Here is a 22,794-nt window from a genome sequence, read left to right on the forward strand (position 1 = left end):
TGAGTATAGTATACCGTCATTTGACGCGGTCGAGCTTTCGTGGTCGGAACGTGACATAGGTGATGCCGACGAACAGGCCATACAACAAAAGGGAGAAGACGAGATTGATCAGCCACGGGAGTGTCCCCATGAACACGGCGACGGACGCGTTTTGAAACCAGACGAGCGAGAGCGACAGCCCGACAAAGCTGAGAACGAGCGTTGTCCAAAAGCCGACAGCTCGGCGCTTGAACAGACGCCAAACGAGCAGCCCGATGATGAGACTGACGACGGCCGTCGCCCCTAAGTACATATACAAGATGGCATCGACCGGGTATGAGTAATATACAACGTCCATATCGTTTCCTCCTAGGAGATGATGAAAGAAAGGGTGAAAAAGATGAGACAGGCAATTCCATGGCGTGACCGATCGTTTCGTGAACGGTTCGAACGATGGATTGAGGCAAACGTGCCGAATGCGAGGTGGCACGTGATCAAAGATACCGATTTGACGTACTTGCTTGTTGGCGCGCTCAATGAGGAACGTTACTACGCCAAAGCGGTGACCGACATCAGCCGCGGCGAAGCCAATCTGTCGGCGTTTCTTGCCGAGCGGCATCCTAATTTCGTGCCTGACGTCATCACCATCGATTCAGCCCGGAACTGGTTGCTCATGCGAGGCATCGGCGGAGAGGCGCTACGTGAACGGCCGGACGTGAGTCGATACGAAGCGGCGTTGCGTCAATACGCACAGCTGCAGCGACAGGAGATCGACCAGATCGAGACCTGCTTGTCTTACGGCATCCCGGACCGCCGACCGGCCAAGTTGAAGGACGAAATCCGCACGTATTTACCTGAGCTCTGCGCCGGGCTCGAGCGATACAAAGCCGAGGCCATGCTCGCGCTTCAAGATGAATTGATCGCCATGTGCGATGAGCTGGCGACCGGGATGCCGATGAGTCTCGAGCACGGTGATTTGCACGGCGGCAACATCTTCTGGCGGGAACGGACGAATGATTTGTGTATCCTCGACTGGGGCGACGCGACCGTCACGCATCCATTTTTCAGCGTGCGCGTGTTTTGGAACGCGCTGTACGACTTATTGCCGGAAGAAGACGAGGTCGCCTGGTATGAACAGATTCAAACGATGCGTACGGTTTATTTGGAAGCATGGAGCGGCGTCGCACCCAAGGACGTACTTTGGCGTCATCTATTGATCGCCGAGGAGCTCGGTTGCGTCTATCGTGCCCTGTCGTGGCATGTATATGTGACGAGATACCGGTACGATGTAGCTGAGTCGAGCGATAAGCCGGCGCAATGGCTCGATTTGCTACTCGAGTACCGGGACTTGAAACGACGCTTCCCATAAGTCATTCATACTTCTCAAGTAAGTTTTCATAATCCGTCTCGCTCCAAAACAGCGGAGCAATCGACTCCGGCCCTTTGAAGATCTCACCGTCTCGGTCGTAGACGATGGCGTAGCCGCCTTCGACTTCAAAGACGATCAAGTCGGCCTTCACTTCCTTGACCCCGTTTCCCGCGATGATGACGTTCTCGAGCGGATCGCGCGCCAGTTGTACGCCCCATTCGTCGAGCTCGACGATGAGCGCGGATGTGTAGGCATGGCGATTATAGAGCGTCTGGAATTCATCTTCGGTCAAAACGACGTCCGTCGGTGGGGCACTCGTCCCATATTTTCGTTTCTCGATTTCTTCGACGAATTGAAGGAACGATGCTTCTTGCCAAAACAGCGGCGCGACCGACTCGGGACCGTTGGCGATGTCTCCGTTCTCGCTCTCATAGACGGTGGCGTACGTGCCGTCATCGAGTTTGAATGGATGAATATCGGCGTATGTATGCTGGATGCCGTCGCCGGCGATGACGACGTGCTCGAACGTCTCGCGGAACGGGGTGAGTCCATCGTTCTCGAGTGCCTTCAAGAGCGGCGGGACTTTTTCATATTGGTCGAAGACGTCTTTAAAATCTTCTCGCGTCCAAGCGGTGATGTCTTCGGACGACGGTTCATTTGTATCGGCCGGGACAATGGGTTGCTCAACGGAATCGGTGCACCCGGTCAGCAAAAACACACTGAATCCGAGTAGGCCTAGGCGTTTCATCAATCAAACCTCCTAAGAAAGTTACATTTTTTTCCTGTTATCAATGAGCGTAGCATGTTTGCCAGTCATTGAGAACCCGGGTACTTTCTCGCTCAGGGTTGCCGCTTCAAGTAACGGTCGAGTGCCTCGTGAAATCGTTGTTGCTGCTCGAACGGGATGTCATGATCGGATGCGGGACCATAGCGAATCAGATGATAGAGCGAGGCGTCGATATCTGTCAGCTCGATGCGTTCGAACCAGTCGACGACCGTCTCATTCGTCCGAAGTTTTAACTCAGGGGCGAGCGACGCGTTGAACGTGATGAGCCAATCCCTCAGTTCGATGTTCGTGAGCATCGGGAACGTTTGTGCAGCGATCGTTGCGTCCGCTTCGTGTGATGGTTGAGTAGAAGTGTCATCCGTAAAAAGGAACGTGAGTCCTTCCAGCCGTCGACGACGCAACCATTTCCGGACACTGTAAACAATCAATCCGGCAGCAGCGAGGATGGCGAACAGTGTTCCGAGTCCTCCGGGTGCATCGCCTCCACCCAAACCGAATGGAAACTCAAACATTTTTTTCTTTTCACGTAAGGCTCCACCTTTTTCGCTTTCACCAACTGTCGTTAAATCGATTCCATCCTCGTCCGGTTCCCCTTCTTCTTGTTCACGCTCTTCTATTAGAGGATCGTCAACTGGATGCTCGAGCGTTTGAAACCAACTGAACGTCTCCTTACTGACAAAGACGAACGTCACAACGAGACAAGCTGTCACAACAAGGAACCCTATAAATCGAGAGGACCACTTCATCTTTTCCCTCCTTATCGGAATGTTCAGACTATTTATTGTCTATATTACCATAAACAGGTAAACTTCGAATAAGACATCTACCAACGGAGGAGAACGAAATGGGAATCGAAGCGGTCATCAAACAATTGAATGAAGTGTATTTAGGGAAAGAAGAAGTCGTTCGTCTCTGCTGCACGGCACTTCTCGCCGAAGGACATATCTTGCTTGAGGACGTTCCGGGCACGGGGAAGACGTTGCTCGCCAAAGCGATCTCCGGCAGTTTTGATGGGTCATTCTCGCGCATCCAATTTACGGCCGATTTGCTCCCGTCCGACGTCATCGGGACCGACTACTTCAATATGCAGACGCAAGGCTTTGACCATCGCCAAGGTCCGATTTTCGCAAACATCGTCCTGATTGATGAAATCAATCGAGCCGTCCCACGCACCCAGTCGGCGCTGCTCGAAGCGATGGAGGAACGACAAGTGTCAATCGGCGGGAAGACGTATCCGATGCCGAAACCGTTCTTTGTCATCGCGACGCAGAACCCGATTGAATCGGCCGGGACGTTCCCGCTCCCAGACGCGCAACTCGACCGGTTCCTCATCTCGATTCCGGTCGGCTATCCGGAAGCCGCCGAAGAGCGAGAACTGTTGTTGCAAGTGTTGACCGAGACCCGCAAACAAATCGAGGCCGTGACGTCACTCGCCTCGCTGCAAGAAGCGCAGGCTGAGACGAGACAAGTCGCGATTCAAGACGATGTCCTCGATTACATGCTCGGTCTCGTCCATGCGACCCGGGGCCATGCGTCCGTCGAGGTCGGGGTCAGTCCACGCGGCGCGATCGCATTGCTCCGTGCTTGTCAAAGCTATGCCTATTTGGCCGGCCGGCTGTATGTCATCCCAGAAGACGTCAAAGCCGTGGCGCCGTATGTGCTCGCCCATCGCATCACGTTAACACTTGAAGGCGGCATCAAGTCGACGAAAGCGAACGTCGTCGCGCACATTTTAGACACCGTCCCCGTACCGGTCGAGGGCTGACGATGACACTCTCCACACACGCATGGTTACAGCGACGGCTCCTGCCCGTATATATCGTGAGCGGAGTCATGCTCGTGTTTTTCCCGTACGTCTACGGATTCGGCTATCTATGTTTCATTGTCGCGAGTGCGATTTGGATGCTCGAGCGGACGCGGCAACAACTCGAGCGGCACATCGATCTCCAGTTCACGCAATACGAAGAACTGCTGTTTGTCGGGGACGAGAGTCGGCTCGTATTGGTTGTCGATGGGGTGGGCGAGTTGGACCGGATCGGCCTGCCACTTCGCATTCGTTTGAAGGCGAGCTCGGGAATCAGCTTTCCGGCGCATGACCGGATCCCGAGCGTGCTCGACTATGAGGTCGATGTCGGTCAGGCCCGACATGAATTGATTGTGCGCGCCGGGTATCGCGGTCCAGCTACGTTTGAGGAATGCGTCATCGCCGTCACGCTCCCGTTTCGACTAGGGACGTATTTGTATGAGCGGCCGGTTGATACGCAATGGACCGTCCTCCCGTCACTCCTCTTGCACCCACCGGTCGGGACGAAGCGGCTAGCGCTCGGGGAACGACCACTCTTGGCGTCACCGCTTCGAAATCCGTTGCAGCTGATTGGATCGAAACCGTATGAAGGGGAACCGGTCAAGGAGATCGACTGGTATGCGACGGCAAAACTCGGACGATTGCAGTCGAAAGTGTTTCAACAGACGACGCTCGATACGTTCACGTTCGCCGTGGATTTGAACGGACCATCCGGTTACACGCTCCATCATGATTTCGAATCGCTGATCAGCCAAGTCGCTTTCGTCACGTCACGTTTGTTGAAAGAGGACTGCAAGATTGAGTTATTCTTGAATCGTTTTGAAGAAGATGGGACGATGGTTCATATCCGGCTTCAAGAAGGCGAGCGCGGCATACGATTCATCTTGTTGCAGTTGGCGACCATTCACCCGGGCAATCGCTTCATTTCGACTGACGCCTTTACGCGGATGGTCGAACGGAAACGGTTGAAGCAAAGCCACCTCGTCTCGTTCAATCAACACAATCTGTACGATTGAACAGGGAAATGTCGGATTTTGGCGAACTCTTTACGTATGAATTGGGTCAAAAGGAGAGAGACATATGCCAAAACGGAAATTTGCCAATCGTCGAGACTGGGAACGGATTTTGCAACATCGCTACGCGCAAATGGAGGTACATGATGACCGTTTCTCCGGGACCGTCGCCTTGTTTCAAATCGATGCGGTCCGCGCACCGCAATATAAGATGCACAAGGGAGAAGAGTTCATCGTCGCCGATGCCGGTTACAGCTGGCTCCAATATTTCCCGGACGACGAGCCGTTCGGTGTGACCGTCATGTTTAATGATGAAGGGCACATCGTTCAATGGTACATCGATATCGTCGAAGCGATCGGATACGAGGACGGAATCCCGTATATGGACGACTTGTTGCTCGACATCCTCATCTTCCCGAACGGGGACGTTGTCCGCAAAGACGAGGACGAGTTCGAGGAAGCGACGGAGGCCGGAGAACTGACGCCGGAGCTCGTCGAGCAGGGCTGGCGTGACTTCCATGCGACGCTCGACCGGATTGAACGTCGGGACTTCGTCTATTTCGACTTGGCGAACGAGCATTATACCGAATTGAAGCAAAAACTTTGAACGGCCTGTTCCCTTTGGTACAGTGAAAGAAAAAACAGGGGGACGAATATGAAAATTATCAATATCGAGACGTGGTCGCGCAAGAAGCACTACGAATTCTTCAAGGCGTTTGACGCTCCGCATTTCAACGTGACGGCGAGCGTTGATGTGACGAAGTTACATACGCACGCCAAACGGACCGGCCAGTCGTTCTTTAAACTGTTCTTGTATGGTGCCGTCAAGACGGCGAATGCCATCCCGGAGCTTCGCTACCGCATCCGCGGCGACGAGGTCATCGAGCATGACGTCGTGCATCCGTCCTTTACTGTCATGATGGATGATGACGTCTTCAATTTTTGCACGGCAACGTATAAAGACGCGTTTCTGGACTTCATGGAAGAAGTGACGGCCCGGATGAGCGGAGCGAAACGGGAAGTCGTTGTCGGCGACGATGAGCCGGACAGTCTGCTTTACATCACGAGCGTGCCTTGGGTCACGTTCACGAGCATCAGCCACCCGACACACGACCAACAGCATGATACGGTGCCGCGCATCGCCTGGGGCAAATTCACGGAGACCGGTGACCGGATGACGATGCCGCTCTCGGTCCAAGCCCACCATGCCCTCGTCGATGGCGTCCATGTCGGTCGCTATTACGAATTGTTGCAAGCGTGGCTTGACGACTTGAGTGACTTGGAAGTTCAAACCCCAGAGGAGAAGGGGCTCGACGAAGCGATTCGTCTCCGCGAGAACGGAGAGCTCGAACGGGCAAAGCAGCTGTTGCTCATGTTGCTCCGTCAAGACGAGAAGAACCCACGCCTGCATGCCCATTGCGCCTGGTGTTATGATTCGCTCGGAGAAGAACGGCAAGCCGTCCCGCATTATGAACGGGCAATCCGGCTCGGCCTCGCCGGCGAAGAGCTCCGGGAGACGTATATCGGACTCGGCAGCACGTATCGGGCGCTCGGCCGCTATGAGGACGCTGAGGCGTTGTTCGCCAAGGCGATCGAACAGTTCCCAGACATCGGGGCGCTCAAAGTATTTCAAGCGATGACCCATTATAATCTCGGACGCCACAGTGAGGCGACCGGTACGTTGCTCGAACTGCTCGCAAGCCCGGAGCCGGATGACAGCATTAAACGGTATCGTCGCGCCATCGCGTTTTATGCGCGTAACTTGGACGAGACGTATGATTAAGGAGAACCGAATGATCACACTGCAACCGATTACAGACCAAAACTGGTATCCATGCTGTCAACTCACTCTGACTGACGCACAACAAGCGTATATGGAACCGAATGCGATTTCCTTGCTGCAAGCAGTGTACGAGCCGACGCTCGAGGCACGCGCCATTTATGAGGACGAGACGATAGTCGGCTTTCTTATGTACAACACGGCACTCGAAGAGTTGGATGCACGCTGGGTATATCGCATCATGGTCGACCACGCGCACCAAGGGAAAGGGATCGGGCGCCAGGCGACCGAACTCATGTTAGAAGAGATGGCGCAACTCGGCACCGAACCGATCGTCGTCGGCTACCATCCTGACAATATCGGCGCGCATCGCTTATATGAAAGGTTGGGCTTTGTCGATGAAGGCAATCGCTTCGGGCGGGAGATGGCGGTCATTCGCCGTGCATGACAAGACGAGGCAACTCGTCTTTTTTTTGAGACAAATTGATTGACCCATCAAATTTAGCGTGTTATATTTATCTCGAATTAAAGATAATGAAATTTAAAGTATTGTTTTCTCTCAGCAGAGGAGGGGAACAGATGAAACAATCCAACACATTAAAAGCCATCACGGTGTTGCTTCGGGCCTCGCAATCGATTCAAGACGTGGTCAAGCATGAAGTCGCCGAGTACGGGCTGAATCCGACCGAGTTCTCGGTCCTGGAATTGCTGTACCATAAAGGCGACCAACCGATTCAAATGATCGGCAAAAAAGTATTACTGACGAGCGGGAGCATGACGTATATCGTCGACCGGCTCGAAGCGAAAGGTTACTTGATTCGCAAAGCGTGTCCGAGCGACCGTCGCGTCACGTATGCGGCACTGACTGAGGAAGGACAGACACTCATGTCATGCATCTTTCCAGCCCACGAAAAACGAATGGACGAGTTGTTCGATGGACTCGAACTAAATGAAACGATCACTCAATTGAAGACGATCGGCAAACGCGCCGAAGCGTCAAAAATTTTTTAATTAATTATCTCGAAATCAAGATTTTGAAGGAGCGATTTTAATGAACCATGTAAAAGGTATTCACCACGTGACGGCGATTACGAGCAGCGCCGAGAAGAACTATGACTTCTTCACGAACGTCCTTGGGATGCGTCTCGTCAAAAAGACGGTCAACCAAGACGACATTCAGACGTACCACTTATTTTTCGCCGATGACAAAGGCAGCGCTGGAACAGACATGACGTTCTTTGATTTCCCGGGCATCCCAAAAGGCGTGCACGGGACGAACGAGATCGCCAAGACGTCGTTCCGCGTCCCGACCGACGAGGCGCTCACGTATTGGGAACGTCGCTTCAATCGCCTCGGCGTGAAGCATGAAGGCATCACCGAGCAGTTCGGCAAGAAAACGCTCGCGTTCGTCGACTTTGACGAACAGGCGTACCAGCTCATCTCGGATGAGTTCAACGTCGGCGTCGCGTCAGGCGAACCGTGGCAAAACGGCCCGGTCCCGCTCGAGTACGCCATCACGGGCCTCGGTCCAATCTTCATCCGTATCGCGGACTTTACGTATTTCAAACAAGTGATGGAGCAAGTCATGTTGTTCGAAGAAATCGGGCAAGAAGGTGACGCGCATCTCTTTGAAGGAGGTGAGGGTGGAAACGGAGCGCAAGTCGTCGTCATTCATGACGAAACGTCACCAGTCGCGCGCCAAGGGTTCGGAACCGTGCATCACGTCGCTTTCCGTGTCGATGACCGCAGTGTCCTCGATGAATGGACGGCACGCTTGCAACAGTTCGGGTTACCGACGTCAGGCTATGTCGACCGCTTCTTCTTCGAATCGTCTTATGCACGAGTCGCGCCGCAAATCCTGTTCGAATGGGCAACGGACGGACCAGGATTCATGGGCGATGAACCGTATGAGACGGTCGGTGAAAAATTGTCACTCCCGCCGTTCTTAGAACCGAAGCGGGAACAGATTGAAGCGATGGTTCGACCGATTGATACGGTCAGAAGCACAAAAACGTTTGAGAAAGAATATGAGGGCATGAAATGAGCTTTTTAAATCGTTTGTTCGGTAAACAAGAGGAACCAACCAACTCACAAGGAGGAACTAACATGTTGAAAATTGGAATCGTACTCGGATCGACTCGTGAAGGACGTGTCAGCCCGCAAGTCGGAGAATGGGTGAAAGAACTCGCGGACAAACGCGGTGACGCCAACTATGAAATCATCGATATCGCAGACTATAGCCTCCCGCTTCTCGGCGAGCCAGGCGGCGACGCAACAGGTGCCGGCGCATGGTCTGAGAAAATCGCGGAGATGGACGGCTTCGTCTTCATCGTCCAAGAATACAACCACTCGATCACAGGTGCGCTCAAAAACGCCCTCGACTACTTACGCAACGAATGGCATAACAAAGCAGCCGGCATCGTCTCATACGGTTCGGTCGGCGGTGCGCGTGCGACGGAACACTTACGCGGCGTGTTGAGCGAGCTCTTGATCGCCCACGTCCGTGTCCACCCAGCGCTCTCGCTCTTTACAGATTTCGAGAACGGCACACATTTCGCACCGAAAGACGTACAAGTCCAATCGGTCAACGACATGCTCGACCAGCTCGTCCCATGGACAGAAGCGATGCAGACGGTCCGCACGAAAGCGGCAGAAGCTGCGAACAACTAAGTATTTGGCCAGCCTTTAAACAGGCTGGTTTTTTTGTGCGCTTTTTTTAAGGGTCGTGTAAAGTTGGAGTAGAAGAAGGGGGAATGAGCATGTGGGCTCGGAAAATTGTCGCGGCGTCGCTCACGGCCCCGATTTATGCACTCTTGTTGGCGTGTTGGGTCGTCATCCCGCAATATCCGGACAGCGGTGGGGTGAGCGATACGGTGAATGGGCTATTGATGTTGACGGCCGCCTATCTGGCAGTTAGTTTCCCGGTCATCGTCACGTACGGCGTGTTCACGTCGGTGTTCAGCGATTGGGTGACACGCCGGATGTCGAAGCGGTTCGGGCCGCTCGTTTCGTTTGGGTTACATATCGGGTTCGGGCTCGTCTTGCTCTGGCTCAGTTTAGGGGCGGCGCTATTATATTGGGCGATTGATCGCTACTTGACATATAAGGGCTGTCGGTTCGGAACAAGGCAGGTGTGGTCGAGTCTCGTCATCCCCGTCGGTGTCATAGTGACGGCTGTTGGCGTCGTCTATTTGATTGGTGTGATGCAAGACGTGATGCATCGGTTACACGGGTGAAAGTTGGCAGGATAGGGAACAAAGAAAAGACATGTTTGTAGAGTTGAAGGAGGAATCGTGATGAAATGGATGATTTATGGGGCGAACGGATATACTGGTGAGTTGATTGCCCGGCAAGCAGTAAAAGAAGGGATGACACCGGTGCTCGCGGGTCGACGTGCGGACGCAATCGCCAAGCTCGGGGAAGAGCTCGCGTGTGAGACGCGCGTCTTTAACTTGTCGTTCGATAAGGCGACACGCCAATTGGAAGACATCGACCTCGTGCTACACTGTGCCGGACCGTTCGCCGATACGAGTCGGCCGATGGTCGAGGCATGCCTCGCTACGAAGACGCATTATTTGGATATTACCGGGGAAATTGAAGTGTTCGAATACATCCACTCGAAGAAACGGGCCAAACTCGCACAAGAGGCCGGCGTGTTGCTTTGTTCGGGTGTCGGCTTCGACGTCATCCCGACCGACTGTGTGGCCCGCAAGTTGAAAGAGCTGATGCCGGACGCGACGAATCTAGCCCTTGGCTTCTCGGCGGCCGCCGGTATCTCACGCGGGACGCTGAAAACAGCCATCCGCGGACTCGGGTCGAGCAGTGCCGAACGGAAAGATGGCGAACTGACACCATTCCCGCTCGGGGCGAAACGCCGTCACATCGATTTCGGACGCGGCAAGAAAACGGCACTTGCGATTCCATGGGGGGATGTCTCGACCGCCTATTATACGACTGGTATCCCGAACATCACGACGTGGGTCCCGGTCCCGACGGCTTACGCTTACGGGGCGCGTCTCTTATCTTGGTTCGGCCCGATTCTTGGTAGCGACGCGGTGCAAGGAAAGCTGCTCCGTTACGTTGATGAGCACGTGAGCGGACCGGATGAGTCGGAGCGGGAGCAATCATCGACGTATGTCTGGGGCGAGGCGACGGACGCTTCGGGTCGCAAAGTGATCGTTCGCATCAAGACGGCGAGCACGTATGCCTTCACCGTGTACGGCGCACTTGAGGTCGTGAAGCGTCTTGTCGGATCGGGCCGGGTCATTCCAGGCAGCTTCACACCGGCGATGCTGTTCGGGTCGCACTTCATCGAAGAAATCGAAGGATCGTCGTCATTTGTCGTCGATGAGGTCCGGCTGTAACGGAATCACAATCTGTTCGCAATCGAAGTGTGGTAAACTCAGGGGAGATTAGTGGGGAGGGAACGAGATGAGACGCTTAGAACTAGCCAGGCGAATCGAACGCATCAAAGCGGAAGGGACGTCTGCCTATATTCGGCATCGTAAACAGACCCCTCCCTATGAAGGTTCGGAATTGATTGTTGAAAACAAGGGCCACGTCTTCCGGATGGGCAATACGAGTTTCGCGGTCGGCTTCGGGTTGAATCGACCGACCAGTTTTTACGATTTGCACCAGATGGAGAAGTGGGTGCGCGGGAAGAACGTGTCCCGCCTACATATCGAGGTCTGTCCACTCGCGGACATGTCGCTCCTTCGGTTGCTGCAAGAACGAAACTATACGCTCGACCACTTCCTCGACGTCTGGTTGCTCGACGTGGACACGTTCGTGTTTCCGGATATGGAGCATACGGTCGAACGCGTGCACGCCGATAACGTGAACGAATGGGCCCGGGCCATCGCGGCCGGCTTTGCCGAGACTGGGACGGTCATGCAAGAGACGATCGATACCGCGAAAGGCTTCTACGCGTTACCCGAAAATCAGGCGTTTCTCGTCCGCGAAGGCGAGACGGCTGTCGCCGGCGGTATTCTTGCTATCCAGGACGGGATGGGGGAATTGTTTTTGACGAGCACAATCCCAGCTTACCGAAACAAAGGTTACCAGACACAGCTCATCTTGGAGCGGATCGCCGCCGCGAAAGCTGCGGGTTGTCAGTACGTGACCGTCACAACGAAAGTCGATACGGCCTCGGGCCGCAATATGGAGCGTTTAGGTTTTATCCCGTTTTATCAGAAAGCGGTCATGAAAAGCCCGATTCTCAAATAAACAGGTCGCCCCGCGGGGCGACCTGTTGTCGTTAAAGCAAAGATTCGGCGCCGTCGACGTACACCTCGGAACCGGTGACGTGGCTCGACATGTTGCTCGCGAAGAACAACACGACGTCCGCGACTTGTTTGGCCGTGCCTGACTTGCCGGCGAGCGGCTGATTCCCTTCCGGGTACTCAATCGGGATGACGACTTCCTCAAGTAAGGCGTCATCTCGGTTCGTCGAGTCATCGATGTTCGTATCGATGGCCCCGGGACAAATCGAGTTGACGCGAATGCCGAACTGGGCGAGCTCGGCTGCAGCCATTTTGGCGAATCCGGTCTGTCCGGCTTTTGTCGTCGCATAGCCGCTGAAACCGAAGTTTTTGAAATAACGGTTCCCGTTGATGGATGACGTGATGATGATGCTGCCGCCTCGTTCCTTTAAGTAAGGGATGGCATGTTTCACCGTCAAGAACGTGCCCGTCAAGTTCGTCTCGACGACACCGTTCCAATCCTCGAGCGACAAATGCTCGATTGGCGTGATCGTCCCGTTACGACCCGCGTTCGCGAAGACAATGTCGACACGGCCGAAACGTTCGACTGTTTGTTCGTACGCCCGTTTCATCTCGTTTTCGTTCCCTACGTCGGCACTGATGCCGATGGCCCGTTCTTCTCCGATCAGGCTTGCGAGTTGCTGGGCATCTTCTAATTTTAAGTCGATGATGGCGACTTTTGCCCCCGCCTGGACGAACCGGATGACGGCGGCGCGTCCGATTCCGGATGCCGCGCCTGTGATGAACGCGACTTTCCCCGATAACAATGTATTTGAAATCATTCAATTCGCTCCTTTCAGCTTCCTGTTCTCATATTCCACCGTTCTATGAAAACTATGCTCGTTTTCTGAAAAAAAGCCGTGTCGCTTAATCCGGTGTTACATGGATTGACACGGCAATCTTGAGTTTTGCGTCCCGGTCGAGCTCCACCGTGACGACTTGACCAACTCGGAGTTCTTGCACGTCGTCCGCACTCCCGGTTACTTCGGTCTGATCATTGATTAAAATCGTCTGCAACTTCACCTCACTGCCTGAGACGTCACTCGGACCAATCATCAATTGCGGGATATCGATTTGCTCAATCCGTCCCTCGATTTGATGGTCGTCCCATGTACTAATCCAATACACTGCCACTAAACAAAGACCGATAAATGCCAGAGCAAAGATGAGTCGGGTTCTCATGGTGTTCCTCCTCTGTGTCATTCCGGTACGATGGTTTCCATTAGTTATTTACCCGGATTACAGGAATCCTATAGGGTTCTTTTGACAGGAATTTGAATCGGTGATGCGGAATAAAACAAGACAATTTGATGAGTGGAGGCGCTGACGATGATTCTAGTCGGGCTGGTTAGTTTAATCATTTCAGGATTGGTGGCGTTCGGATGGTGGACAATCGGTTTCCCGCGGCGACGCATATGGGGCGGACTGATGATATTAGGTGTCGCGTTCACCTGCTTCCCCTTCCTCCTTGTCTTGAGCGGAGAACGGTTTGGATTCAATGGCATCATCGCGGGATTGGTCGGATTATTTTGTATCGTTGCGGGCGGATTCTTCTTTCTTGTGCTCGGTTGGATTGGTCGCCCGCAGAAAATTCGAAAGGTACGGACACTCTCGGAGGACCCTGATTTGTTTTAGGATAGGTTGTCAGCCGACTCTTAGAACCCGTACAGTGAATGAAACGAACGTGAGGGAGCGATGATGTTGGGGACAAGTGAACAACCGCCGGCGTTACGGGAAGGGGACACGATTGGAATCATCACGCCCTCGTTTCCGGCACCGGTCCGTTTTCCGGAACGGTATGCGCGAGGAATTGAACAGCTAAAGCGGATGGGATTTCTCGTACGAGAAGGACGGTGCACGCACCGTTCAGAAGGATACCGCTCGGCCTCGATCCGAGAACGGGCCGAGGAGTTCAATGAGCTGCTGCGTGATGATGACGTGAAAGCGATCATCAGCACGATTGGGGGGACGAACTCGAACTCACTCTTACCGTATATCGATTACGAGGCGTTGCGACAACATCCGAAAATCATCATGGGGTATAGCGATGTCACAGCACTCCTCCTCGCCTGCTATACGGAGACGGGCGTGACGACGTTCTACGGTCCAGCCATCGTCCCGTCGTTCGGGGAATACGAGACGATGTTTGCGGACGGGGAGCGCTACGTGCGAGAGGTACTCTGTTTGGAGCGGACGGCGCCTTACACACTCGACGTTCCCCGAGAGTGGACCGAGGAGATGATCGATTGGTCGACCCAGGACCGGGAGAAAAATTTCCGCCCGAATGATGGCTGGCTCACTCTCCGAGAAGGTCAGGTTCGTGGCAAGTTGATTGGTGGGAACATGAACACGATGACCGGCTTCTTGAAGTCGGACTATTTTCCAGACATGGACGGGGTCATCCTGTTTTTAGAAGACTCGTTCAAGACGATGGCAGACGAGGAACGTTCCCTCAGTATGCTCAAACTGGGCGGAGTGTTCAATCAAATCAATGGACTCATCATCGGGAAACATGAACATTTCGATGCGGCCGGCGCACCGTTCACGTTTGAGGAGCTGTTGCTCGAAGTGCTCGGAGACGTCGACTTCCCGATTTTGACGAACGTCGATATCGGGCATACGTTTCCGTCACACGTGTTCCCCATCGGCATCGATGTCGAACTCGATGCGACGTCAGGGACAATTACATTTTTAGAGGATGGAGTGACGCGATAATGGAATTCATCACGGTCGTAGACCACCGGCGGAAGAAAGTCGGGTTGAAGTCACGCGCCGATGTGCACCGGGACGGGGACTGGCATGAAACGTTCCATTGTTGGATGACGGCCCACGACCGTCTCTTCCTGCAACTTCGAAGCGATCGGAAGGCAGATTTTCCCGGATTGTTCGATATCACGGCAGCCGGGCATTTGGCGGCCGGAGAGACCGTTCGGGACGGGGTGCGGGAGATTCATGAAGAGCTCGGGCTCGACCTGACGTTCGATCAACTGACTCCGCTCGGCGTCTTCGAAGACGTGATCGAGACAGGGACATTTTTGGATCGAGAGTTCGCCCATACATATGTCTACGCGTACGCGGGAGAACCGTTTACATTAGATGAGACGGAAGTGGGCGATGTCGTCACGGTCGATTTTGCGGCGTTCCGGTCGCTCTTGGCCGGGAAGCATGCGGAGGTTGAGTCGATCTCGGCAATCTCAGGGGAGACGCGGACCGTGACGAAGCAAGATCTCGTGCCCCATCCGACAAGCTACTGGGAGCAAGTTTTGACAGGCCTTGAAGAGTTGACTTCAAGCAATCGAGGCGGGTCTCATGATTGATTTTATTTGGCAACTGCTGAACGTATTGCTCGTGCTCGGTTTAGGTAGTCTTTTGGTTTGGTGTTTTCGCAAGTGAAGAGGGGGGAATGACGAGATGAACGTTGAACGTACAGATACACCGCTCCAGATTGAGACCGGACGGTTATACTTGCGGGCACCTCGCGCCGGGGAAGATGCCCGTATCGTCAACGAGGCGATTCGGGAGTCGCATGATGAACTGAAGCGCTGGCTTCCGTTCGCGCAAGAAGTGCCGACGTTATCCGAGACAGAAGAAAACTTGAAGCGGGCACAGGAACTCTATGTAACAGGCGAGAGTTTTCGGTATCTCATCTTTTTACGGGAGACGGGGACGTTCGTCGGGACGGTCAGCCTGTTTGGGATTGACTGGGACGTACGGAAGGCTGCAGTCGGCTATTGGCTTCACACGGAACACACCGGCCACGGTTATATGAGCGAGGCGGTCGAGGCGATCGTCCGTTTCGGATTCGCCCACTTCAGCTTCCAGCGGATTGAAATCCAATGCGAGTCGACCAATGAAGGAAGTCGAATGATTCCGGAACGGCTCGGCTTTCAGTTGGAAGGCACGCTCCGAAACGAGGACTTGTCCGCTGACGGAAAACGCTTGACGGACACGGCCGTCTACAGCATCTTACCCGGCGAACTTATACCTGCAGCGACATGATGCGTTGGGGTCCGACCGGTCCGTCGATCAAGCGGCCGGTGTCGACGAAGCCGACAGTTTGATAGAGCGAGAAGGCCGGCTCATTTTTGAGATTGACTGACAGGACGACCTCGTGTTTATCGGTGAAGTGCTCCCGGACATAACTTGGCAAGAGACGGAGCGCCGCTTTGGCGTGGCCGTTTCCTTGAGCCGGATGATTGATGGAAAACATCGAGAGCAATAACGCATCTCGCGCCTCCGTGTAAGAGGCGACCCGTTCCGTGTCGTGGAGCAAAAAGAAGCCAACGGGCTCATCGGTCGTGATGACGACAGGGTACACCCCGTCTGGCAACTGCGAATCGAGATCTGTTGGGAGCGTCGTATACTTCTCTTGGTCGAGCGGTAGGGAAAATGTCTCCAAGACAGGCCAATGGGCGTCACGGAGTGGTTCGAGTTTGATTGACATCCGGATTCCTCCTCGGTGTAAGTTGACTCTTCTAGTATACTGAACTCTAACTCGAAAGGAACTGAGCACGATGGCGAGACCAATCATTTCTTATGTCCAAAATCCACCGCTCGCGGATTTATACCATGCCTTCATGGACGGTTTTTCTGATTATATGATTCACTTTGACATGGATGAGGCTCGATTTGAGGCGGTGTTTCTCGTCCGCGATCAAAACCAGCCATCCCGTTCCGTCGTCGCCTATGCGGACGATCGTCCTGTTGCCGTCATGTTGAGCGGCGTGGCGCACCTGGATTCGGGGTGGGTCACTCGTTGCGGTGGCTTGGCGGTCGCCCCTGGCTATCGACACCTCGGCATCGCGAACGAGTTGATGCGCCGCTTCGATGAACAAGCGATGGGCACACGCCTGCTTGAAGTCATCCAAGGGAACGAACCAGCACTCACGCTTTATGAACGGCTCGGCTATGAAACAGTTCGAGAAATTATGTACTTCCAATCTGTACCGACCGAGACGGAGGCGTCGCTCGAACCGGAACCGATCACCGAGCTATTCGAGACGTATTATCCGTCTGCGACCCACCGACCGATTTGGCAAGTCGACGTTCGTACGACCCAACAACAGGCTGAGCTTGTGCGAGTCCGTGAGGGCGAGACGACAGGAGCCCTCCTTTTCCGAGGCGATTTGCTCCTTGATGTGTTTGGTCGGGATGAAGATGCGGAATGGTTGTTGCGAGCGGCAGCAGCTTCCGGTCCGATTAAACTGACGCTCACTTCGGATCGTCCGGCCTTGATCGAGGCAGCCCGCCGACTCGGATTCGTGCAGGACGCCATCGCTCAATTCGAGATGGTCAAACCGGGAGGTATCGTGTGATGCATCGTTTCTTGCCCGTCCTGATGGTGCTGCTGATTGTCGGGAATTTGTTCACAATCCTCGGACTGACGACGAACTTATCATCAGCCAGCACCCGGTTCTTTTTAATCGGTGGCCCGGCCTTGACCGTCTGCGCCGCCCTCAGTATTGTCATAATCGTATTGAAACGAAAACGGTGACCGCGATAGGACATATGAAGTTTGAGTGAAGTTTGTGGAGGGTCGACTCACCGTTTTGACATGTTCGACATACAAATGAAATGCTTCATATATTGAACTTTTCAAACATGGATGCTATATTCGCACTTGTAGCTTTTTATATAGCTAGCGAATCATCCTATTTGGAGGTTTTTATCAATATATGTGGAAACAACTACTCGTAACCGTCGGTACAGGCGTCCTGATTTTTTCAGGGACTTCAGCCGTATCGGCGGATCAACTTACCCCGCAAGACCTCGTCAAGGCGACGAAATCGCTCGAACAGACCGAACAGCGGCTTCATACCTCAAAACAATCGGTCGCGAAAGCCAAACGCCGCGCTGAAGCGGTGGAAGCAAAAAAGAACGCGATACAAAAGAAGATTGATCGTGCCAACGCGAAACTCGCGTCATACGAGACGGCGCTGAATCCCGAGACGGATGATCCATCCCTGTTCAAACAAGTGCTATCGACTGTGCTTCCGAGCGCGAAAGCGGAAGCGGCGGCATCTGAAAAGACCGAGGCTGACTTGAAAGAGAAACAAGCGGCGACGACTCGGTCGTTAGAAAAATTAGAGAACGAACAGGCCAAAGTGGACGCAGAGCACAAGAAGGCCCGCTCGACCCATTCAGCCGCCTACAAGCAATTGAAACATCGGGCCGCCGAGTTGAAAGATTTGAAACGACAAGCGGCAGCGTTAGCGCCTGAGAAGTTCATGATGCCGGCGACCGGTCGTCTGTCACAAGGCTATGGCGCTGCGAGCGGACAGTTCGGGTACACGTTCCATAACGGACTCGATATCGCCGCGAACGTCGGCACACCGATTTACGCGGCCGCGGCCGGAACGGTCACCGACGTCAAGTCAGGTGGTCCTTACGGCAAGCACGTCTTCATCGAGCACGAAATCGATGGTCAGAAATGGACCACGGTCTACGCGCACATGCATAAAATCGAAGTGAAAAAAGGACAGGCGTTGCTCCAAGGCGAAGGCATCGGCCAAATCGGCAACACCGGTAACTCGTCAGGTCCTCACCTCCATTTCGAAGTGCATAAAGGCGAATATGCCTACTCATCCAGTTCGGCCGGAAACACGGTCAACCCGATGGACGTCGCCGAAGTACTCGGTGGCGCGTCGCCCATTAAAGCCACTTATTGACGCAACGAAATTCGTTGCGTCATTTTTTGTGTCATTTCTTCAAGCCTGCTCATCATGTGTCGTTCGCAGTTCGAACAGCTTTTGGAACGCCTCGTCGCGGTCGAACGTGCTGAACCAGCGAAAGTCGTCGTGGTCGAGAATCCGGTAATGTTGACTGACCATATTCTGTTGAATCCGATATTTCCCTTGATGCTCGATCGTCGTCCACCAGACGTGTCCGCCCAACGTCTTCGTCGCCAACGTTGGATCGGTATGCGCGACGAGGCGGATGAACTCGATCGGATGGTCGCCAATCAATGAGTGCAGATAGGGACTTTGATTGAACAAGGCGCAGATGGCGACGGTCGTCGTCCAGTTCGCGTTCAGGCGTCGCTTCTCGATTTGAATCAATGTCTTTTTTGAGATACCGACGAGCGTACAGAGTTCTTCTTGGGATAATCCTTGTTCCGTCCGAATCAGTTTGAGTTTGCTGGAAATCAGCTCAGAAAACGTTTCTTTTGTATGCATAAATTCTCCTAAGATGTATTTTTACACATCGTATCATGTGGCTTGAAAACAGGGAAGATATAGGATGGGGAAAACAGCTGTTTATGGTCATGAAAAAGCGGAAGGAGATGGACTCCTTCCGCTCACGCAATGGCCTAAGTTATTCTCGTGTCGGGTCGTGATTGCCTTCGCTATCAGCAATCGTATCCGAGCTCCCGAAATCCTCGACTTGGCTGAAAGCGTCGGTGCTTTGGCCAGGCTCGTCCGTCCCATCGAGCTGTTTGCGGGCGGCTGTCTCGGACGGGTTGAGCACGTCTTCTTCGACCGGGCGTTCACGGTCGGTCTGATGCTCGTCTTCTTCTTGTTCACGCGCATGCTTGATGCAGAGTGTCGCTTCCGGGATCACCTCTAGGCGGTCCAACTCGATGTCTTGCCCGCACACCTCACACTTTCCATACGTGCCTTTCTCGATGGCGAGCAGTGCCTTGTCAACATCACTCAAAAAGTCTTCATCGAGCTCCGTGAGCGCTTGATCGCGTTCACGCAAAAAGAGCTCTTCCCCGGAATCGGCCGGGTGATTATCATAGTGCGACAGTTCCCCTTCGTCATATACCTCTTCCCGATTTTCCATATATCCTTCGGTCTTCGCTTTTTCTTTTAATAGACGCTCCTTGAACGTATCGATCTGCTTCTGTGTCAACATACGGTTCACTCTCCAGTTCTGTTTTCATTAGTATTAGCATTTCCCATTTTGAGTCGTGACAAACCTTCCCGTCGGCGGGGTCCGTTTCTAAACGATTCGGAAAACGGGTATGATGACAGAGAAGGAACGAATTAGGCGAAGGAGGAATTAGGACGATGAGAAAAGTAGAAGTCATCCCATATGACCCGATATGGGCGACGAAATTCGAAGAAGAGGCGGCCAAGCTCAAGCGATTGTTCGAAGACGAACTCGTCGCGATTCATCACATTGGCAGTACGTCGGTTCCCGGGCTCGACGCGAAGCCGATTATCGACATCATGCCGGTCGTGCGGCAAATCGAGCGAATCGACGACTGGATCGGTCATATGGAAGCGCTCGGTTATCGGAGTTTTGGCGAACACGGCATCCCGAGACGCCGTTTCTTTGCGAAAGGCGAGGAGGTTCGGACTTTCCACGTCCATATGTTCGAGGACGGGGATGACGGCGTCATCCGGCATCTCGCCTTTCGTGACTACTTGGTCACATTCCCGGACGTGCGGGACGAGTATGCGGCGCTCAAGCAGCAGTTGGCGAGCCAACATCCGGACGATATCGAAAGTTACATCCAAGGGAAACAAGACTGGGTATCGGCGACGGAGCGGGCGGCTACAATATGGTATGGATCCAGAAAACAAATTTGAAACCTTTTTCCATTTCCCCTCGTAAAGAATGGTAATTATTTAAGGGGGGAACGGAATGAAACAATTTCTTGGCAAGTGTATCGAGTACGCGTTCGTCGCCGTCGTGTTCGTGGGTTTGTTTTTCGGACTGCGTTACGGAGTCAGTCACTTCGTCTTAACAGCCGAGGAGTCTTATTTCTATGTCTTTCTCGGCACCGCGTTTATCGTCTTTCCGGCCTCGCTATTCGTAGGTTACTGGCTGGCCCGTCCCATTCAGCGCCGTTTGAGCGGAAGAGAGACCGTCAGTTCGAACCACACGTTGCGCGGGTATGAAAAACCGCACGGGGTCACTGAGACACGAGACTATGGGAACGAGGGATCGGGATCGTTATGATGCAGTTGAAACGAACCGGCGATGCGGCATTGATTGCGACGTTGAACCGTCCCATCCATGAGCATCATCTTCAACTCGCACCGGCTTTCTTTGCATCTTACGATCACGCGGCGATGGAAACGGCGTTTTCGGAGATGATGGCACGGGACGATTATCATTTCTTCACGGCAGAGGTCGATGCTGACGTCATCGGATACGTCTGTTTTCAAGAGCGGGTGAGTGAGGCGAACGCATTTCGGCAAGCAGTGCGCACGCTGTACGTGCATCAAATCAGTATTAACCCGGAAGCGAAGCGAAAAGGGTATGGACGTTTGATCATGGATGAAGTGGAACGCTTTGCCATCACGCACGGGTTCCCATCTATCGAATTGGATTATTGGTCGGTGAACGAAGCGGCTGCGGCTTTTTATGAACAGGTCGGATTCCGAGCGAAACGTCAAGTCGTCGTGAAGCAGCTGTAGAACGGAGAGACCGGCCATCCTGTTCCACGGGACATTCGATTTCTTGAGCGCGGGAGATACGGTACCGGATTTTGTGCCAGCCATCTCATCGGCACTTTTGATTGGTCTCGTGCTCGTCTTGGCACGCCGCTATGATGCGCAATTTTTGAAAGTGGAATGAGGAGGATTTGATGGAGACAGTCATTTTAGTCATCGGTGTCATCGGGACGATTTCGCTCATGTTATTCATGTCGAACCAATGGTTGGGTTATGGCAAAGGCAACATCGTCATGACGCTAGACGAGCATTATACGAATCTGAATGAGTATGTGCCGGCAATCTTGACGAAACTGTATGAAGACGGGAAGTCGGCCCATTATCTCGGCGACCGGAAGTTTGAAGTGGACGGGAAACGCTACGTCCTCGTCGAGCGGACCGTCCCGATTGGTCGGGTTCCGACACAACAGACGGTGCTCATGCCGGACAAACAATAAGCCGCGCCTCAGGCGCGGCTTATTTTATTTGACGGCCGGGGGACCGAACACACCGGCGTGATAGTCGCGGAACGCTTGGCGAATCTCATCCTCGGTGTTCATGACGAACGGGCCGTGAGCGATATAGTCTTCTCGAATCGGTTTGCCTGAATAGACAAGCAGTTTCGTGCGTGACGTTGCTTTTATGCGGAGTCCGCTCTCACCCTCGGCCGTCTCGTCGAATGTGAGCGTCGCTACGTGTGTTTTCTCGAGCGGTGTCGCGGACGTCCCGAGTTCGACCGAACCGGCGAGCATATAGACGAAGGCGTTATGGTTCACGGGGATGACGTGCTCATAGACTTCACCTTCCTTTAAGGTGACTTCACTCATCGTGATCGGGACAAGGCTGTCCATCGGGCCTGTCGCACCGGCGACCTCACCCGAATAGACACGGACTTGTCCACCGTCGATCGGCACGACCGGGGCGTCTTCGACGTACACGTTTTGATAAGACGTCGTCGTCGTTTTGAGCGCTTTCGGTAAATTGAGCCATAGTTGCAGCGTATGAATCAAGTCATCAGCAACGGCCTCCTCGGCGTGTCGGGCCGCCCAGCCCGCGTTCATGTACTGGACGTCTCCGGCATCTAAAATCGAATGGCCGCCATGGTTGTCGATATGTTCGAGTCGTCCGTCAATCACGTAGGTGATCGTTTGGAAACCGCGATGCGGGTGGTCCGAGAACGTGCCACGTTTGAACCAGTCCTCGGCCATCAAGATGAACGGGTCGAACTCGTTTTTTCGCTCAGGGGGCAAGACCCAACCTTGTTGTACGTGTGGATATCCAGGTTGCTTATAAGCGACGGGCCAATGTGTGGCGACGTCGCGCTCGAATCGTTTCGTCATCGAATTCTCTCCTTTACATCGTTTGCTGTCATTGTCGCATAGCGACCGATGGATACTTCCTGATTTTGCCTAGAA

At 53.7% G+C, this 22,794-nt stretch carries 32 protein-coding genes; 23 read left to right on the forward strand and 9 right to left on the reverse strand.

Annotated features, from left to right (window positions below; translation table 11 throughout):
* Nucleotides 1-16: 16 nt before the first annotated feature.
* Nucleotides 17-337: a hypothetical protein gene (locus KNP86_RS07020; protein ID WP_034779718.1), complete on the reverse strand. Its 321-nt coding sequence runs from the start codon at nucleotides 335-337 to the stop codon at nucleotides 17-19.
* Between the two features lie 42 nt (nucleotides 338-379).
* Between KNP86_RS07020 and KNP86_RS07025 the strand changes: the two genes are divergently transcribed.
* A complete protein-coding gene (locus tag KNP86_RS07025) occupies nucleotides 380-1,348 on the forward strand; it encodes an aminoglycoside phosphotransferase family protein (protein WP_034780195.1) in 969 nt (322 codons plus the stop codon).
* Nucleotide 1,349: 1 nt separating this feature from the next.
* On the opposite strand, the gene KNP86_RS07030 is transcribed toward KNP86_RS07025, so the two are convergent.
* Together KNP86_RS07030 and KNP86_RS07035 are read right to left on the reverse strand one after the other, a co-directional pair.
* Nucleotides 1,350-2,096, reverse strand: coding sequence for a hypothetical protein (locus KNP86_RS07030; protein WP_034779717.1), 747 nt, complete (start codon nucleotides 2,094-2,096; stop codon nucleotides 1,350-1,352).
* A 92-nt stretch (nucleotides 2,097-2,188) separates the two neighbouring features.
* The gene (locus KNP86_RS07035; protein ID WP_152567768.1) at nucleotides 2,189-2,881 is read right to left on the reverse strand and encodes a hypothetical protein; all 693 of its coding nucleotides are present in this window, start codon (nucleotides 2,879-2,881) and stop codon (nucleotides 2,189-2,191) included.
* Nucleotides 2,882-2,979: 98 nt separating this feature from the next.
* Between KNP86_RS07035 and KNP86_RS07040 the strand changes: the two genes are divergently transcribed.
* From KNP86_RS07040 to KNP86_RS07090, 11 genes are all read left to right on the forward strand, one after another.
* Nucleotides 2,980-3,900, forward strand: coding sequence for an AAA family ATPase (locus KNP86_RS07040; RefSeq protein ID WP_034779712.1), 921 nt, complete (start codon nucleotides 2,980-2,982; stop codon nucleotides 3,898-3,900).
* 2 nt (nucleotides 3,901-3,902) lie between these two features.
* Complete coding sequence (locus tag KNP86_RS07045) at nucleotides 3,903-4,955, forward strand: DUF58 domain-containing protein (protein WP_034779711.1); 1,053 nt, start codon at nucleotides 3,903-3,905, stop codon at nucleotides 4,953-4,955.
* Nucleotides 4,956-5,019: 64 nt separating this feature from the next.
* Nucleotides 5,020-5,559 (forward strand): ribonuclease FAU-1 family protein, encoded by a 540-nt coding sequence (locus KNP86_RS07050; protein WP_029594462.1) that lies wholly within the window; start codon nucleotides 5,020-5,022, stop codon nucleotides 5,557-5,559.
* Nucleotides 5,560-5,607: 48 nt separating this feature from the next.
* Complete coding sequence (locus KNP86_RS07055; protein ID WP_034779708.1) at nucleotides 5,608-6,735, forward strand: tetratricopeptide repeat protein; 1,128 nt, start codon at nucleotides 5,608-5,610, stop codon at nucleotides 6,733-6,735.
* Nucleotides 6,736-6,745: 10 nt separating this feature from the next.
* The gene (locus tag KNP86_RS07060) at nucleotides 6,746-7,180 is read left to right on the forward strand and encodes a GNAT family N-acetyltransferase (protein WP_034779706.1); all 435 of its coding nucleotides are present in this window, start codon (nucleotides 6,746-6,748) and stop codon (nucleotides 7,178-7,180) included.
* Nucleotides 7,181-7,311: 131 nt separating this feature from the next.
* The gene (locus KNP86_RS07065) at nucleotides 7,312-7,743 is read left to right on the forward strand and encodes a MarR family winged helix-turn-helix transcriptional regulator (protein ID WP_034779705.1); all 432 of its coding nucleotides are present in this window, start codon (nucleotides 7,312-7,314) and stop codon (nucleotides 7,741-7,743) included.
* A 40-nt stretch (nucleotides 7,744-7,783) separates the two neighbouring features.
* The gene (locus tag KNP86_RS07070) at nucleotides 7,784-8,776 is read left to right on the forward strand and encodes a ring-cleaving dioxygenase (RefSeq protein ID WP_034779704.1); all 993 of its coding nucleotides are present in this window, start codon (nucleotides 7,784-7,786) and stop codon (nucleotides 8,774-8,776) included.
* Nucleotides 8,773-9,402, forward strand: a complete 630-nt coding sequence (locus tag KNP86_RS07075; RefSeq protein WP_034779702.1) for an NADPH-dependent FMN reductase — start codon at nucleotides 8,773-8,775, stop codon at nucleotides 9,400-9,402. Before KNP86_RS07070 ends, KNP86_RS07075 begins: the two co-directional genes overlap by 4 nt.
* 89 nt (nucleotides 9,403-9,491) lie before the next feature.
* The gene (locus KNP86_RS07080; protein WP_052090196.1) at nucleotides 9,492-9,968 is read left to right on the forward strand and encodes a hypothetical protein; all 477 of its coding nucleotides are present in this window, start codon (nucleotides 9,492-9,494) and stop codon (nucleotides 9,966-9,968) included.
* Nucleotides 9,969-10,028: 60 nt separating this feature from the next.
* Nucleotides 10,029-11,096 (forward strand): saccharopine dehydrogenase family protein, encoded by a 1,068-nt coding sequence (locus KNP86_RS07085; RefSeq protein ID WP_214753427.1) that lies wholly within the window; start codon nucleotides 10,029-10,031, stop codon nucleotides 11,094-11,096.
* A 67-nt stretch (nucleotides 11,097-11,163) separates the two neighbouring features.
* Nucleotides 11,164-11,958 (forward strand): GNAT family N-acetyltransferase, encoded by a 795-nt coding sequence (locus KNP86_RS07090; protein WP_214753428.1) that lies wholly within the window; start codon nucleotides 11,164-11,166, stop codon nucleotides 11,956-11,958.
* 31 nt (nucleotides 11,959-11,989) lie between these two features.
* Here KNP86_RS07090 and KNP86_RS07095 read toward each other — a convergent pair whose 3' ends face one another.
* Together KNP86_RS07095 and KNP86_RS07100 are read right to left on the reverse strand one after the other, a co-directional pair.
* On the reverse strand, nucleotides 11,990-12,775 hold the full coding sequence (locus tag KNP86_RS07095; RefSeq protein WP_034779695.1) for an SDR family oxidoreductase: 786 nt from the start codon (nucleotides 12,773-12,775) through the stop codon (nucleotides 11,990-11,992).
* Nucleotides 12,776-12,860: 85 nt separating this feature from the next.
* On the reverse strand, nucleotides 12,861-13,175 hold the full coding sequence (locus tag KNP86_RS07100; protein WP_034779691.1) for a hypothetical protein: 315 nt from the start codon (nucleotides 13,173-13,175) through the stop codon (nucleotides 12,861-12,863).
* A gap of 147 nt (nucleotides 13,176-13,322) precedes the next feature.
* On the opposite strand from KNP86_RS07100, the gene KNP86_RS07105 reads away from it, so the two are divergent.
* From KNP86_RS07105 to KNP86_RS07120, 4 genes are all read left to right on the forward strand, one after another.
* Nucleotides 13,323-13,628, forward strand: a complete 306-nt coding sequence (locus tag KNP86_RS07105) for a hypothetical protein (RefSeq protein ID WP_214753429.1) — start codon at nucleotides 13,323-13,325, stop codon at nucleotides 13,626-13,628.
* Between the two features lie 60 nt (nucleotides 13,629-13,688).
* Nucleotides 13,689-14,708, forward strand: coding sequence for a S66 family peptidase (locus KNP86_RS07110; protein ID WP_251130459.1), 1,020 nt, complete (start codon nucleotides 13,689-13,691; stop codon nucleotides 14,706-14,708).
* Nucleotides 14,708-15,310 (forward strand): NUDIX hydrolase, encoded by a 603-nt coding sequence (locus KNP86_RS07115; protein ID WP_214753430.1) that lies wholly within the window; start codon nucleotides 14,708-14,710, stop codon nucleotides 15,308-15,310. Before KNP86_RS07110 ends, KNP86_RS07115 begins: the two co-directional genes overlap by 1 nt.
* A gap of 94 nt (nucleotides 15,311-15,404) precedes the next feature.
* Nucleotides 15,405-15,992 carry a GNAT family N-acetyltransferase gene (locus KNP86_RS07120; protein WP_214753431.1) on the forward strand — a complete coding sequence of 196 codons (588 nt, stop codon included), beginning with the start codon at nucleotides 15,405-15,407 and terminating at the stop codon, nucleotides 15,990-15,992.
* Here KNP86_RS07120 and KNP86_RS07125 read toward each other — a convergent pair.
* Entirely contained in the window at nucleotides 15,973-16,437 is a 465-nt protein-coding gene (locus KNP86_RS07125; RefSeq protein WP_034779680.1) for a GNAT family N-acetyltransferase, read from the reverse strand. The two genes, KNP86_RS07120 and KNP86_RS07125, sit on opposite strands and share 20 nt — an antisense overlap.
* A gap of 70 nt (nucleotides 16,438-16,507) precedes the next feature.
* Here KNP86_RS07125 and KNP86_RS07130 point away from each other — a divergent pair, with 70 nt between their 5' ends.
* From KNP86_RS07130 to KNP86_RS07140, 3 genes are all read left to right on the forward strand, one after another.
* Nucleotides 16,508-17,308 carry a GNAT family N-acetyltransferase gene (locus tag KNP86_RS07130; RefSeq protein WP_214753432.1) on the forward strand — a complete coding sequence of 267 codons (801 nt, stop codon included), beginning with the start codon at nucleotides 16,508-16,510 and terminating at the stop codon, nucleotides 17,306-17,308.
* Complete coding sequence (locus tag KNP86_RS07135) at nucleotides 17,305-17,487, forward strand: hypothetical protein (RefSeq protein WP_152567766.1); 183 nt, start codon at nucleotides 17,305-17,307, stop codon at nucleotides 17,485-17,487. Before KNP86_RS07130 ends, KNP86_RS07135 begins: the two co-directional genes overlap by 4 nt.
* Nucleotides 17,488-17,668: 181 nt before the next feature.
* Complete coding sequence (locus tag KNP86_RS07140) at nucleotides 17,669-18,661, forward strand: M23 family metallopeptidase (protein WP_214753433.1); 993 nt, start codon at nucleotides 17,669-17,671, stop codon at nucleotides 18,659-18,661.
* A 39-nt stretch (nucleotides 18,662-18,700) separates the two neighbouring features.
* Here the strand turns inward: KNP86_RS07140 and KNP86_RS07145 are convergent, their stop codons facing one another.
* On the reverse strand, nucleotides 18,701-19,168 hold the full coding sequence (locus KNP86_RS07145) for a helix-turn-helix transcriptional regulator (RefSeq protein ID WP_034779672.1): 468 nt from the start codon (nucleotides 19,166-19,168) through the stop codon (nucleotides 18,701-18,703).
* 139 nt (nucleotides 19,169-19,307) lie between these two features.
* Nucleotides 19,308-19,850 carry a TraR/DksA C4-type zinc finger protein gene (locus tag KNP86_RS07150; protein WP_138858609.1) on the reverse strand — a complete coding sequence of 181 codons (543 nt, stop codon included), beginning with the start codon at nucleotides 19,848-19,850 and terminating at the stop codon, nucleotides 19,308-19,310.
* A 155-nt stretch (nucleotides 19,851-20,005) separates the two neighbouring features.
* On the opposite strand from KNP86_RS07150, the gene KNP86_RS07155 reads away from it, so the two are divergent.
* The 4 genes from KNP86_RS07155 (at nucleotide 20,006) to KNP86_RS07170 (ending at nucleotide 21,837) form a co-directional block, all read left to right on the forward strand.
* Entirely contained in the window at nucleotides 20,006-20,530 is a 525-nt protein-coding gene (locus KNP86_RS07155; RefSeq protein WP_214753434.1) for a GrpB family protein, read from the forward strand.
* 55 nt (nucleotides 20,531-20,585) lie between these two features.
* A complete protein-coding gene (locus KNP86_RS07160) occupies nucleotides 20,586-20,903 on the forward strand; it encodes a hypothetical protein (RefSeq protein WP_214753435.1) in 318 nt (105 codons plus the stop codon).
* Nucleotides 20,900-21,364 carry a GNAT family N-acetyltransferase gene (locus KNP86_RS07165; RefSeq protein ID WP_214753436.1) on the forward strand — a complete coding sequence of 155 codons (465 nt, stop codon included), beginning with the start codon at nucleotides 20,900-20,902 and terminating at the stop codon, nucleotides 21,362-21,364. Before KNP86_RS07160 ends, KNP86_RS07165 begins: the two co-directional genes overlap by 4 nt.
* Before the next feature lie 170 nt (nucleotides 21,365-21,534).
* A complete protein-coding gene (locus KNP86_RS07170; RefSeq protein ID WP_034779662.1) occupies nucleotides 21,535-21,837 on the forward strand; it encodes a hypothetical protein in 303 nt (100 codons plus the stop codon).
* Nucleotides 21,838-21,861: 24 nt separating this feature from the next.
* On the opposite strand, the gene KNP86_RS07175 is transcribed toward KNP86_RS07170, so the two are convergent.
* The gene (locus KNP86_RS07175) at nucleotides 21,862-22,719 is read right to left on the reverse strand and encodes a pirin family protein (protein WP_214753437.1); all 858 of its coding nucleotides are present in this window, start codon (nucleotides 22,717-22,719) and stop codon (nucleotides 21,862-21,864) included.
* Nucleotides 22,720-22,794 lie beyond the last annotated feature (75 nt).

Origin of the sequence: Exiguobacterium sp. s16 (assembly GCF_018618115.1) — a bacterium.
In the GTDB taxonomy this organism is placed as follows: domain Bacteria; phylum Bacillota; class Bacilli; order Exiguobacteriales; family Exiguobacteriaceae; genus Exiguobacterium; species Exiguobacterium mexicanum_A.